This window comes from Aeoliella straminimaris (assembly GCF_024054565.1).
Classification (GTDB): Bacteria; Planctomycetota; Planctomycetia; order Pirellulales; family Lacipirellulaceae; genus Aeoliella; species Aeoliella straminimaris.
On the sequence record NZ_JAMXLR010000055.1, the window covers coordinates 328,906 to 341,577 of the forward strand.

Sequence of the window (12,672 nt, forward strand, 5' to 3'; positions counted from 1 at the left end):
CGTCCTTACTTGGCGGCGAACTCCTCCACGTCCAGTTCCACCTTTAACTTCGCACTCTCGGCATCGGGAGCCACGTTCGTCGTAGCGCCGGGCCGGGCGTAGAAGAAGGTGGTGGGGGCGTAGTTGATCTTGGTGGCCGCCCAGTGCCAGAGTTCCATATCGAACTGCAGCGACCGCTCGAACGGTATCGCGTCGAGACTGCGGTAGCGACTGTTTACCGAGAAGCCACCCTTCAGGTTGCCGCCCCCTTCGGGCTGGGCGTGGAACGGGGCCGCAAACGACTCGGGGCGGCACCAGGCGTAGCCATAGTAGTCTTCGGTGCCGGTGCCGAAGTGCGACGGAAAGTCCTCGCCATCGACGTAGATCTTCTCATCGCCCTCGCCCCACCAACGAGCGGCGCCGTTGAACAACGTTAGCGTATCGCCCGCGTACACTCCCTGGCCCTCGACCGTCACGTAGTTCTTGTCGCTGGCGCCATCAGGCAGGTCCATGCTGTCGCTACCACCGGTCACTTCCTCGGTGTACTGCCGCCAGGTCGAATGGAAGTGCAGCGAGCGGTCGTCCCACTTCCAGGGGCTATGGGACACTTCGGCCATGGCCACCATAATCGGTTCGTCGGCAAGGTTCACCAGCGAGATCTCGCAATCCTTGGCAAACGGCATCACCCACTCGCAGGACATCACGCCATCTTCCGAATAGGCGGTGTACCAACTTTGATACGGCTGGGGCTTGTAACCTACGCCAAAGAAATCGCCGACAGGTACCCACACACTCTTCTCGCCATCGAACTGCATCTTGATCACAGTCGAACGAAGCGCCTGCGGCGACGTCTCGGGAGCGAGTTTTACGCGGATCCGCCGCACAGCGCCGGCCGATTCCACCGCAGCAAGCGACATCGACTCACCGGCCTTCAATTCGCCGCTCGATTCTGTCTTTTCCCACTCCGATCCAGCCTCCCGCCCGCCGGCGGTCAGCTCCTCCTGGGTCGACTTCAAGGTCTCTTGAGCCGCTTTCAACCCGTCCATCGAAAATGTTTCGACCTTCGTACCGGGCTCGTAGGTGCGGTAGTTGATTTGGTAGTAGAGCGCTTCGCCCGTCTTGCCACCTTCGTCCAGAAACACGTCGGTTTGGTACGTCACCTTGCAGTGCTTGGCGTAGGGGATGGGCAGGTACAGGTTGTGGCCTCGACGGCGATAGTCGGTCTGCGGAGAGACTCCTTGCGACAACGGACCCTCGGTGAGCACTCCGCCGTCAATCACATCGGCCACCGGACCTTCGATGGCAGGCTCCGGGTTGCCATCCAGATAAACTCGCAATGTTCCGTTTGAAAACTCCTCGCCCTTCGGTCCATGCCAGGTGCCCCAGAAGCGGACAATGGCCCCAGGTCCTTTCGTATCCATCAACACGAATTCCTTCCCGTCCTCGGTCTCGTCGATGCGAACGAATTGGCTGCGGTCCCAGTTGGCGTACCAACTCTCTTGGTCTTCTGCCGACGTTGCCCGGCGGTCGTAGCTCGAGAACTGCTTACAGGTGTAAGCCGGCGAAGGAAATTGGCACAACTGCGAACGGTCGGTCATCTCCTCCAGCAAACTGGTGAGGGAAACAACGTCTTCCGCCTTGGCGACGGAGACAACAAGCATGCCAACCACGAACAGGCACGCTGCCAGGGTTGGGCAGAGCAGCCGACGAGGTCGAGCTAGGGTTACATCACAAACAAGAACACGGCTGGCCATGGCAAGATTCCAAACGGGGGAATGATACGAGTGAAGATGCGAGGAAAGCACTGCAGATCCCACGCTGAACGGTGAGACTAACACCCTAGCCGTACGCCCCGCGGCCGTCCCAGACAGAGAAGCGCAAAATCGGGTTGAATTTCGTTGGCGGCGTGGCCCATCGGGCGACATAGGACTCGATCAACGCTAACTGCCCTCAGTCTCGCATCCCCAAGGCAGGGGGCGCAGGCAGGCATGCGCGAAATGCGAACGTTTTTGCGCATGCACCCTGCTGAACGCGAGACATCCTGTTTTTGTCGGTGTATACTCAGCCCCCGCAGGCGTGAGTGCTTCCCGTCCGATTCTCACCTCCCCCTCTGAGGGTCCCCATGAGCCAGTTCCCACCTTCTCAGACTTCGGAACTTCCTTTGACCGACGGCCCCGCGCGTCGAATCGCCGTACTGGTTGAGTTCGACGACACCTGGGGACGGAACGTGGTGGAAGCGATCGCCCGGTACTCGCACGACGCGGGTTGGCAACTGCTGCTTGCGCCCCGCGACGCCGAACGGCGGCTTCGTATTCCCGAGGGCTGGGAAGGAGATGGAGCGATCGTGATGATCCGCGACGAGTCGCTGATCGATCACATTCGCAACCGGCAGATCCCCGCGGTCGACCTGGGGTCGATGTTTCCGGAGATCGATTGGCTGGGCCGCGTAATGACCAACGACTGCGCTCGGGCCAAGATGGCCTTGGATCACTTCCGCACGCGCCAGCTACAACACTTTGCCTGCTACGCTCCCGTGATGGGACGTTACCCCCAGCAACGCTCGGCAGAGTTCCGCAACATGGTGAACGAAGCTGGGTTCGAGTGCCACGCGTTCAACACCGAGCAATCCGGTACGTCGATCGTCGATCGCGAAAGCCTGGCACAATGGCTGCGAGATCTTCCCCGCCCGGTGGGCATTTTTGCCTCGGATCCTTATCCGGCCCGCCAACTGGCGGAAATCTGCGCCCACAGTGGCTTTGACGTGCCAGGAGAGATCGCCATTCTTTCGGGCGACGAAGATGAGCTGCTGTGCGGAATCATGTCTCCTCAGATTTCGAGCATTGAGCTGGCCAGTCATCGCATCGGCTTCGAAGCGGCTCGAATGTTGGATCACATCATTCGCACCGGCGAGGTCCCGCAACAGCCCGTCATGATCGACCCGCTGCGCGTCTGCTCGCGGCGTTCGACCGATTACCTGGCGATTGGCGACCCCGACCTGAAGAACGTGGTGCGATTGATCTGGGAACATGCCGCCGACGGCGTTCAGGTGTCGGATCTGGTTCGTGCTGCCGCCATGTCGCGGCGGAAGATGGAGCAACGGTTTCGCGAAGTACTGGGGCGAACACCAGCCGAGGAAATCCGTCGCGTCAAATTGGAACAAGCTCGTCAGATGATGGTGACCACCTCGATGAGCGTGGCGGCCATCGCGCTGTCGTGCGGTTTCTCGAGCGGCCCCTACCTGGCCCACGCCTTCCGCAAGCAGTACGGCATTACGCCCAGCGAACTGCGGGTCGGTCGCGAGACGCTGCAACAACCAGCGATGCCGCGTCTGACGGCAGTTTCAGCCCGCCTGAATTAGCACAGCCCCCCACCTGAAGCATTGCCGCTGATACTTCCACTCCTGCAGAGGACATAGCCGCGAGGCAAAAGGAATTGCCCAGCGAAGCTGGGGGTTGCCCAGTCACGGTTGAATAGATCGCGGCAACTCGGTGTGCCGAGGTGTCCATGACAGCCGGCCAGGCTCTCCAGTGCCCCCAACCGCGACACTCCAGCAGCCGAGCATCTGCCGGCTAGTCGAGTGCGCAATTTCACCTGATTATTGCGTCACCCACTATGAGCCCAAAGCTAGTCCAGCAAGTACTTTAGGTAACTAAGACGCCGCTGCACTCGAGCACGACGCAATACTCCGCTGCCCGCATTTCACCCGCCATCATTTTTCCGAAGGATGCCTCATCGTGTTCCAGACACGCACAGATCAATCCAGACCAAGCGCGATGTCCACCAGAACAGACGCTGGAGTCGGCTCTCAATCAGAACCTGCGCGTGTCGACCTGCTTGGCTACAAGAATATCGTGATTCTCACCGATGGCGCCTCTCGTTCCAGTTCGGCGAAGACCGCGACCGGTCTGCTCCGCTACCGGCAGCAAGACATCGCTGCAGTGCTGGACCGCAGCGAGAAGGGCACCACCACCGGGCAGCTATTTGGAGTTGGGGGCGATATTCCCGTCGTCGGTTCGGTGGCCGAAGCGCCTGACGCCGACGCATTGTTCATCGGCATTGCGCCCGCCGGAGGCAAGTTGCCCGAAGCGTGGAAGCCGATCATGCTCGAGGCGATCTCGAGCGGCGTCGACATCGTTTCGGGTCTGCACGACTTTCTTGTGAACGATGGCCAACTGGTGGCCGCAGCCAGTCAGCATGAAGCCAAGCTGATCGACGTTCGCCGCAACCGCGAGCACACCGTGGCTGGCCACGCCACATTCCCGGCCAACAATCTTCGCATCCACACCGTGGGACACGATTGCAGCGTCGGCAAGATGGTGGTGTCGTTAGAGCTGGCCAACGAGCTACAGCAACGCGGCGCCAACGCCAGGTTCCTGGCCACCGGGCAAACCGGCATCATGATCGGCGGCGATGGCGTGCCCGTGGACTGCGTGGTGGCCGACTTCGTCAGCGGCGCCGTCGAACAACTGCTGCTGCGAAACACGGATGCCGAAATCATGCTCATCGAAGGGCAGGGCAGCCTGTCGCACCCTAGCTTCTCGGGCGTGACCCTGGGCTTGCTGCACGGCTGTGCCCCCCAAGGATTGGTGCTTTGCTACGAGGCCGGCCGCACCGCGGTGAAGGAGCTGGCGCATGTCCCGCTGAAGCCACTGGACGAGCTGGTGCGGCTTTATGAAACCGTCGGAAGCCTGCGTTACCCCTGCCGTGTGATCGGTGTGGCCATAAACGGCCGCAAACTGGACGATGCGGCCCTGGACGAGGAGGTCGGCAGAGTGCAGGATGAACTCGGATTGCCAGCCTGCGATGTCTACCGACATGGCGCCGGTGTGCTGGCCGATGCTGTGGAAAAATTTAGAGCCGAGGTAATTGGATGAAGGTCTCGTTGCACGAGCGTACCGCACCGCTGAAGAAACCCTTTACGATCTCCCGTGGCACGATAACCGAACAGCCCGTGCTGATCGTCGAGATGGAGCACAATGGCAAACGGGGTTTTGGCGAGACCACAGCCAACGACTACTATGGCCACACGCTGGAATCGATCAGTGCATCGATCAACAAGGTCCTCCCGACGATTGAGCAGTTGGACGTTGTCCGAGGCGACGAGGTGTACAACGCGGTCGTCGCGGAACTGGCCAACGACATGTTCGCCCTGTCGGCCCTCGACATTGCGTGCCAGGACCTGGCAGGCCGCCTGGCGGGAAAGACCTGCTTCGAAAACTGGGGCCTCGAGTGGACGGGCATGCCCGAGTCGAGTCTGACCATCGGCATCGACGACACGGATGCCATGGTGGCCAATCTTAAAGAGAACCCCGGCTGGAACAACTACAAGGTGAAACTCGGCACGCCGCGCGACATCGAGATCATCGAAGCACTGCGGGGAGCGACCGACGCCAAGCTGCGGATCGATGCCAACTGCGCCTGGACCGCCGACGAAGCGATTGAAAAGTCCAAGCAACTGGCCGACCTGGGGGTGGAATTCATCGAGCAGCCCCTGCCGTTCGACGCCCCGCGCGCCGACTTCAAGAAGGTGTATGAAGGAAGCCACCTGCCGGTGCTGGCCGACGAAAGCTGCCGGGTGCCAGAGCATGTCGAACCGTGCGGCGAAGTATTTCACGGCATCAACGTCAAACTCTGCAAATGCGGTGGCCTGACTCCCGCGGTGCTGATGCTGACCAAGGCCCGCGAAATGGGTCTTAAAACGATGGTCGGCTGCATGGTCGAAACATCCATCGGCATCTCGGCTGCCTCGCAACTGCTACCGCTGCTGGACTTTGCCGATCTGGACGGCGCGATCCTGCTGGGCAACGATCCCGCCACCGGCGTGGTGGTTGATCACGGCAAGGTTAACCTGGCCGATGGCCCGGGCACCGGTGCTCGGCTGAAGGACTAGATCGGGCAGCAAGTTGCAGTTGCGATGCTTTGCCCTCGGTTTGCGGCGAGCTTGTCGCGCTGCGGGCGTGTCTCGCAGGAGATAGCGACCGATTACTCGAGTCGCAGCACTACCACATTGTCGAGCACCGACGTGGTAGCGCCTTTGCGCGTGTTGATCTTCAGCTCGCCTCCCAACTGCCATGCGCCGGCTGCGTCGAGCTCCGACTTGCGCCGAGGGTTAATCAACTTGCCGGTTTCGATCTGCTGGGCGGTTACCCGTTCGTGCGTTCCCTGCGGACTGCGCCCGGCGGGGTCGTGAACGACAAAGGTGGCTGGATAGTTTTCATCGGCCCCCAACAGTGTGACCCAATGCCCGCCGACCCGACGAAAATTGTCGCCCTCTTGCTTGTACCACCCCACGTTCAGCAGCCCGATGGAGTTGGTGTCGAGTGTGCGGGCAATTTCCATTGCATTGGGATGCCCTGGTTCGACGTTCACCGAATCTCCCTTCACCTTGCGCCAGCCGTAGTAATCGATTTGCTCGATCTTGTAACCACGCTCCTGTACGTAGCCGACCAAACCACGAATCATGGCCTGCGGACCGGTGCCGCGGGTCTTGGCCGTGTTCATTCGCTCGGGCGAGCCGAGCGTGCGAGCGAGCTCCAGTTGCGAGGCTGGCAACAACTCGGGGTAACCTCGTCCCGCCAGCCAGGCCAGGGCGTTGCTGGCCGATACGGGGCCACAGTACTGCCCGCCACGGCCCGGCAAGCTCTGTTGCGACTGCGGCAAATCGGGCGTGTTCCGCTCGCGCTCTTGCAGATCGCTGGGGGGCGCTGCCAACACGTTTACTGAAGTGGCAAGCGTCAGAAGCAAGACAACCAGCGGCATACGAGCGATCGGCAGCGACATGAAACGCACTCCTTGAAATCGAGGGCAGGGGCGAGGCATGCTTGCCTCGCCTGGGCGTAGAAGCGGTCCCGAAAAAGCCGCGAACAGGACCTTCGGGCAATCTCCTATAGGTAGGCGTCGGCAGTATAGCAGTTGCTGTGTCCCAGCCAAAAACGCATTTGGACCTTTCGCATAAAGTTTTTACTGGAGCGCACAGTGGCATCGAAATCGAGTCGCCCCCACCCTGAATCGCTGCCTCCATGCGGGATGCTCAGTCGCAGCCGGAGCGAAAGCGCTACCCTCGTGGCCTTCAGGAATCTGGTTGCAATCAGGCGACGTTTTGCTCTAATGAATGAGTGGCGATATGTACACCTCCTGAGTCATAAGAGCGTGTTCGGCAGGCCGCGTTGTGGCGAACTTCGGGGACGCCGTTAGTGGATGAGTAGGTAAGGGTGAACCCGCGAGATGTTTCCCCGACGGGTTCCGGCAGTCGGTGGCATCGTCCGACACGGAGTTCTCCCCACCTGCGGTGAACCGATGGGGGAAAACCCCCTGGCCCTTTACCCGACAATAAACCATAACCCATTTAATAATAAGGACTTACGAACGACCGCCGTTTCGTTACCAGCTGAGTTTTGGGACCATGGATGTAAATACCCAAGATGTGGGGCAAAAGCTAGTGGCAAAACAATCGAGCTTCCGGTGGTTTAGGCAGATCGAGCGGCCGTCACGAGTGCGATAGAATCGCTACGGAACACCCCACCAATCAGGACGAGCCCCGCCCCATGAAAGCCCTGCTACTGACCGCCGCGAAGCAACTGGAACTCACGGATGTGCCGCTGCCCGATATTCTGGATGACGAAGTGCTGATCCGCGTGGCGGCCTGCGGAATTTGCGGCAGCGATGTCCACGGCTACGACGGCAGTACCGGCCGGCGAATCCCGCCGCTCGTCATGGGTCATGAGGCGGCGGGCGTCATTGAGCAGGTAGGGCAGGGGGTTCGCGATTTCAGAGTGGGCGAACGGGTAACGTTCGACTCGACCGTCTATTGCGGCCAGTGCGACTTCTGCCAGGCTGGCAAAGTTAATCTTTGCGACAACCGCCAGGTGTTGGGCGTCTCGTGCGGCGACTATCGGCGTCACGGTGCGTTCGCCGAATACGTGACGGTGCCCGCTCGGATCGTCTATCGACTGCCGGATTCGCTTCCTATGGAACACGCGGCGCTGATCGAAGCGGTGTCGGTTGCGGTGCACGCGGTGAATCGTTCGGAGGTTGCGGCCGGCGATACGGCTGTAGTGGTGGGCGCAGGGATGATTGGCCTGTTGACCATTCAGGCACTGCGGGCCGCCGGCGCGGGGCAAGTGGTGGCCACCGACCTGGACGACACCCGCCTGGAACTGGCCAAACAGTTGGGCGCAAGCGTCACGGTTAATTCGCAGCAACAAGATCCCGTCGGGGTGGTGCAAGAGCTCACATCCGGTCGAGGCGCCGCGGCAGCATTCGAAGCGGTGGGGGCGACCGAGCCCATTGCGGCGGCCATCCACTGCGTTGCCAAAGGTGGCTCCGTAACGTTAATCGGCAACGTAAGTCCCCAGGTCGAACTTCCACTGCAAGCGGTGGTAACGCGAGAGCTAACGCTGTACGGATCCTGCGCCTCGCAGGGCGACTATCCGCGATGCATCGAACTGATGGCCTCGGGCGCTATCAACGTGGCGCCGCTGCTTACCGCGCAGGCACCGCTGGAAGATGGCCCACGCTGGTTCGAGCGTCTGTACGCCCGCGAACCTGGCCTGATGAAAGTCGTCCTCACCCCTTGATGGAATAGCTTGATGTCGCACAACGCATTTGATCTTTCGGGCAAGGTTGCCATTGTCACAGGCGCCAGCCGGGGGCTGGGCCAGCAATTTGGTCGTGCGCTGGCTGCCGCCGGCGCCGATCTGGTGATAACGAGTCGCAACCCGGAAGACATGACCGACTTTGTCGCCGAAATCGAAGCCGGCGGCCGGCGAGCCGTACCGCTCGCGCTCGACCTGCGCGACGAATCGAGCATCACGCAGTTTGCGTCCGCCGCCATCGCTGCCTATGGCAAGATCGACATCCTGGTGAACAACGCAGGCTGCAACGTCCGCAAACCGGCACTCGAAGTAACCTGGGACGATTGGAACCTGGTGCTCGATACGAATCTTCGCGGAACGTTCTTCGTCGCCCAGGCCATCGGCAGGCACATGGTCGAGCGAGGTTACGGGCGGATTATCAACATTGGCTCGGTCACGTCAGTGATGGGCTACGCGGGGCTTGCACCCTATTGCGCGAGTCGCGGTGGTGTGAAGCAACTGACCATGAGCCTGGCCGACGACTGGGGCCGGCACGGTGTCACAGTGAACTGCCTGGCCCCGGGCTGGTTTCGCACCGAGCAGAACAAGGTGCTGTACGAGAACGAGCAGTGGGTCGACTACCTGAAGGATCGCATTCCGCTGCGCCGACCTGGTCAGCCGGGCGACTTGGCGGGATCCGTTGTGTTCCTGGCCTCCGACGCCAGCGAGTACATCACGGGGCAGACGCTACTAGTCGACGGAGGTATCAGTACCGGCGCCACCAAGGCCACACTCGATGACGTTTGACTCGAAGCCTTGATCGCGGGTTACTCGGCGGGCAGTTCCCAGCCAAGCTGCTCGGTGTCGGCCACGAATACGGTGCCATGCCGCGGATGCTGGACGGGGAACTCGAGTTGGTCGGTCTGGTCGCGCCAGGACTCGAGATCGTCGGACTCCGCCAGACCATAGTGATGCTTGGTGTAGCAGTCCCAGTACAACAGCCACTTGCCATGCCAACGCACGAGCGACGCCCCCTCGGCCCAACTATCGGACCGCACTGGACTGCCCGGCCCGACGATGGGACCAGAGACTTTTTTGAAGCTGCGGGGAGAGATCTTCGGCGGACTGAATGCCAGGCGAAGGTTCTTGCCACCACGCTCGGGCGAAACTTCGCTCTTTACACTCGTCACCCAACGCTCGTTCGGCTCGTCGTACACCATGAACCCATCGATCATGCTGTAGTTTTGATCCTCGACCAGCAGTTCTGGCTTGGAGAACGTCTGAAAATCCTTGGTGCTGAGGTAGTACATCCGGTGGTCGCCACCGTGCCGATCGGCACTGCCATCGTCGTCGTTCAGTTCGCTAGGCAAGGTGGAGGCCCACGCGATTTTAAAGTCGTCGGCTACGGGGTCGTGGAAAAGTTCCGGGGCCCAGATGTTGTTCGGTTGCTCCTGGCCTTCAGGGAAGGGCTGAATCATTTGCGGCTCGCTCCACTCCACCATGTCCTGCGAGTTGGCATAACCCAGGACATTGCCGTTCCAGTTGGAGGTCCACACCATGTGAAACAGCCCATCGTGCCACACCACGGAAGGATCGCGGGTGAGACTCTGCCCCTTCCAGCGTGGCGGTCGGAAGATGGGTTTGCCATCGTTCAGCTTGTAGAACGTCCGTCCGTCGCGACTGGCGGCCAGGAACACGCCATTCTCGCCGTTGGAGTCGAAGTAGGTAATGAGCAGCACTTGCTCGGCAGTGGCCGAGGCGGAAGACAACAGTGCGGCGAGAATGAAAACGATGGTAGCGGGAAGATATCGCACGGCCTGGCTCCTCGAGAATCCAAAAGTCTGCCGACCATTATACCGGATCACGCGGCCCGTACTATTCGAGTACCAGCAACAGCGCCATGTGCAATGGATAGAACCAGTACCACCACCAGCCGGTGCGCATCCAGGTCGGTGCGTCCCAGGCGAAACGAGTACCGAACCACAGGATCGTGGCCCACGCGGCGGACTCTGCGCCGAACGCCACGCCCCACCAGGTTGCAAAGGGCCACAAGTACACGGCGAACGACGCCGCCGACACGCTCGCTAGCCACCAGCGCCGTCCCGCATGATGCCCCAGCACCAGCAGCCCCACGGACCATGCACCTCCCTCGAGAATCACATCGCTCCGCCACCACTCGACACCTGCGAGCGCCGCAACGACGAGCACCACTTCGGCGGCGCGTCGTTCAGCCAACAAGACCACCAGCCCCAACGTGAACAGAATGCACAACGTGTCGGTCATCCAGAATGCGCTGTACACTCCTTGCGCTACGATACCGACCAGAAACAGCCTGGCCGCGTACTTCTCGCGACTGCTTGTGCGCTCCAGCCCCGCGAGCAACAGCAGAAAGAACCCGGGAATCGCTGCTCGCCCAAGCAATCGCCATCCCATGCCGCCGCCAAAAATGATGGCCGCATGGTCGACGACCATCGATGCCACCGCCAGCAGCCGTACAACAGCCCAATTCACCGCACCCACTCGACACGCAGCCAACCAAGACTCCGGCATTCTCCCCATGCTGCCCACTGCATGATCGTGAATCTCGAAAACTGTACGATGCTTCATGCCAACGGCGGCTCGCAGGTTGCGAGACTGGAATAGCGGATGGATCCAGCGCAGGCTGGAGGACCCTCTATTTTAGCATGCGGACCGGAGCGCGTTATGCGCATGAGGTGCCCCACAAGCCACATTTCGTTGCGGACTGCCACCATCGCACTAACTACCTCCAGGAACCGTACACGCCCACGGCAGCGGTGGCACGCATCCGCGGAGGCCTGGAAATCTCGTCACTCCACAATCCTGCCAAGGTTGCTTCAATAGTTAAAAGGTTGACAAGTGCCAGGAGCCGCCAGACAATGGTCTCACTCTTCTGCCGCGACACTGCAGGGATTCGTTGAGTCCCGGTAGCGAGAAACCCGGTTGCACCTTGCGCCAGCAAGTGTTCAATTCGCGCTGCGTGACTCTTCGTGCCATCCGCCTTCGGCAGCGGTTGCCATAGCGATGAGACCAGACTCGTTTGCATTCCCTCTATTCACCGGAGCGAGAGCTATGAAGCGGCATGTAATCCTGGGCCTGTGGGCCATCGCGGTTTGTCCACTCGCTGGCCAAGCACAAGAACCGGACGAAGACGCCGCTGCGGTGGTGCGGCAGCGACTTACGTCGTACGTGGAAACCTTCAACCAAGGTGACGCGGCGCCGGTGGTGGAATATTGGACAACCGATGCGGTGTCGGTTCAAGAAGAATCTGGCGAGCGGACCGAAGGCCGTGAAGCATTGCTGACGGAGTTCAAGCGGTTCTTTGAGGACTTCCCAAATGCTCAACTGACCGGCGCGGTCGAGCACGTGCAGATGGTGGGCGATGATGTTGCCATCGCCGAAGGGGACGTTACCCTGATCACGGGACCTGGGGAACCGACACAGGCCATCTTTACCGCCGTGCTGAAGAAGCAGGGCGGCAAGTGGCTGATTGCCAGTTCGCACGAACGCGATCTCCCCACCCCACCTACTCCCTACGACGCCCTGAAAGAACTGGAGTGGGCCGTGGGTACCTGGCAAGATCAGATCGATGGCGCCACGGTGACCTCAACGGTCCGCTGGTCGCCCAGCCAGGCTTTCTTGCTTCGCTCCTACCACGCCCAGTACGAAGACGGTGAGGATGCGTCCGGGACACAGGTCTTTGGCTGGGATCCGCTAGCCAAGCAGATTCGCACCTGGACATTTCACTCTGATGGCACCTTTGGCGATGGCACCGTGTCGAACAACGGCGACGAGTGGATCATCAAAATGAATCAGATACAAAGCGACGGCACCCTGGCGTCAGGGACCACCGTGATTACCAAGATCGATGACGATACTCTGCAAGTGCAGAAAATCGGTGAGTCGCTCGACGGCGAACCTTTACCCTCTTCCGATCCGGTGACTGTCGTGCGGATTGCGGATGAGCAAGCTCCTGCAACAGAGACTCCCCAAACGGAAGGAGCTTCGTGATGCATACTGGTAATACATCGTCACGCATCGGGGTCATCTCGATTGCCTTTGCATTAGTACTGATGATCGCCGATGACAGCCTGGCTGTCGG

Annotated in this window: 10 protein-coding genes; 6 read left to right on the top strand and 4 right to left on the bottom strand. The window is 60.6% G+C overall.

All coding sequences use genetic code 11. The features are described from left to right. Positions 1 to 5: 5 nt before the first annotated feature. Positions 6 to 1,733: a glycoside hydrolase family 172 protein gene (locus tag NG895_RS16550; protein ID WP_252853636.1), complete on the bottom strand. Its 1,728-nt coding sequence runs from the start codon at positions 1,731 to 1,733 to the stop codon at positions 6 to 8. A gap of 368 nt (positions 1,734 to 2,101) precedes the next feature. Here NG895_RS16550 and NG895_RS16555 point away from each other — a divergent pair, with 368 nt between their 5' ends. The 3 genes from NG895_RS16555 (at position 2,102) to NG895_RS16565 (ending at position 5,869) form a co-directional block, all read left to right on the top strand. Then, complete coding sequence (locus NG895_RS16555; protein ID WP_252853637.1) at positions 2,102 to 3,337, top strand: AraC family transcriptional regulator; 1,236 nt, start codon at positions 2,102 to 2,104, stop codon at positions 3,335 to 3,337. Positions 3,338 to 3,752: 415 nt separating this feature from the next. Continuing rightward, a complete protein-coding gene (locus NG895_RS16560; protein WP_252853638.1) occupies positions 3,753 to 4,853 on the top strand; it encodes an N-acetyltransferase DgcN family protein in 1,101 nt (366 codons plus the stop codon). After that, a complete protein-coding gene (locus NG895_RS16565) occupies positions 4,850 to 5,869 on the top strand; it encodes a dipeptide epimerase (protein WP_252853639.1) in 1,020 nt (339 codons plus the stop codon). The genes NG895_RS16560 and NG895_RS16565 overlap by 4 nt, the downstream gene beginning before the upstream one ends. 92 nt (positions 5,870 to 5,961) lie before the next feature. On the opposite strand, the gene NG895_RS16570 is transcribed toward NG895_RS16565, so the two are convergent. Continuing rightward, the gene (locus NG895_RS16570) at positions 5,962 to 6,759 is read right to left on the bottom strand and encodes a hypothetical protein (protein ID WP_252853640.1); all 798 of its coding nucleotides are present in this window, start codon (positions 6,757 to 6,759) and stop codon (positions 5,962 to 5,964) included. 764 nt (positions 6,760 to 7,523) lie between these two features. Here NG895_RS16570 and NG895_RS16575 point away from each other — a divergent pair. Next, positions 7,524 to 8,555 (top strand): galactitol-1-phosphate 5-dehydrogenase, encoded by a 1,032-nt coding sequence (locus NG895_RS16575; RefSeq protein WP_252853641.1) that lies wholly within the window; start codon positions 7,524 to 7,526, stop codon positions 8,553 to 8,555. Between the two features lie 12 nt (positions 8,556 to 8,567). Then, positions 8,568 to 9,359 carry an SDR family NAD(P)-dependent oxidoreductase gene (locus tag NG895_RS16580; protein ID WP_252853642.1) on the top strand — a complete coding sequence of 264 codons (792 nt, stop codon included), beginning with the start codon at positions 8,568 to 8,570 and terminating at the stop codon, positions 9,357 to 9,359. Positions 9,360 to 9,379: 20 nt separating this feature from the next. On the opposite strand, the gene NG895_RS16585 is transcribed toward NG895_RS16580, so the two are convergent. Together NG895_RS16585 and NG895_RS16590 are read right to left on the bottom strand one after the other, a co-directional pair. Continuing rightward, the gene (locus NG895_RS16585) at positions 9,380 to 10,366 is read right to left on the bottom strand and encodes a family 43 glycosylhydrolase (RefSeq protein WP_252853643.1); all 987 of its coding nucleotides are present in this window, start codon (positions 10,364 to 10,366) and stop codon (positions 9,380 to 9,382) included. A gap of 61 nt (positions 10,367 to 10,427) precedes the next feature. Beyond that, positions 10,428 to 11,159, bottom strand: coding sequence for a TraX family protein (locus NG895_RS16590; protein WP_252853644.1), 732 nt, complete (start codon positions 11,157 to 11,159; stop codon positions 10,428 to 10,430). A gap of 483 nt (positions 11,160 to 11,642) precedes the next feature. Here NG895_RS16590 and NG895_RS16595 point away from each other — a divergent pair, with 483 nt between their 5' ends. After that, on the top strand, positions 11,643 to 12,581 hold the full coding sequence (locus NG895_RS16595; protein WP_252853645.1) for a YybH family protein: 939 nt from the start codon (positions 11,643 to 11,645) through the stop codon (positions 12,579 to 12,581). Positions 12,582 to 12,672 lie beyond the last annotated feature (91 nt).

Coding starts and splice junctions, on each gene's coding strand:
- NG895_RS16555 (WP_252853637.1), top strand. CDS start 2,102: ATGAGCCAGTTCCCACCTTCTCAGACTTCGGAACTTCCTTTGACCGAC.
- NG895_RS16575 (WP_252853641.1), top strand. CDS start 7,524: ATGAAAGCCCTGCTACTGACCGCCGCGAAGCAACTGGAACTCACGGAT.
- NG895_RS16590 (WP_252853644.1), bottom strand. CDS start 11,159: ATGAAGCATCGTACAGTTTTCGAGATTCACGATCATGCAGTGGGCAGC.
- NG895_RS16580 (WP_252853642.1), top strand. CDS start 8,568: ATGTCGCACAACGCATTTGATCTTTCGGGCAAGGTTGCCATTGTCACA.
- NG895_RS16570 (WP_252853640.1), bottom strand. CDS start 6,759: ATGTCGCTGCCGATCGCTCGTATGCCGCTGGTTGTCTTGCTTCTGACG.
- NG895_RS16560 (WP_252853638.1), top strand. CDS start 3,753: ATGTCCACCAGAACAGACGCTGGAGTCGGCTCTCAATCAGAACCTGCG.
- NG895_RS16565 (WP_252853639.1), top strand. CDS start 4,850: ATGAAGGTCTCGTTGCACGAGCGTACCGCACCGCTGAAGAAACCCTTT.
- NG895_RS16595 (WP_252853645.1), top strand. CDS start 11,643: ATGAAGCGGCATGTAATCCTGGGCCTGTGGGCCATCGCGGTTTGTCCA.
- NG895_RS16550 (WP_252853636.1), bottom strand. CDS start 1,733: ATGGCCAGCCGTGTTCTTGTTTGTGATGTAACCCTAGCTCGACCTCGT.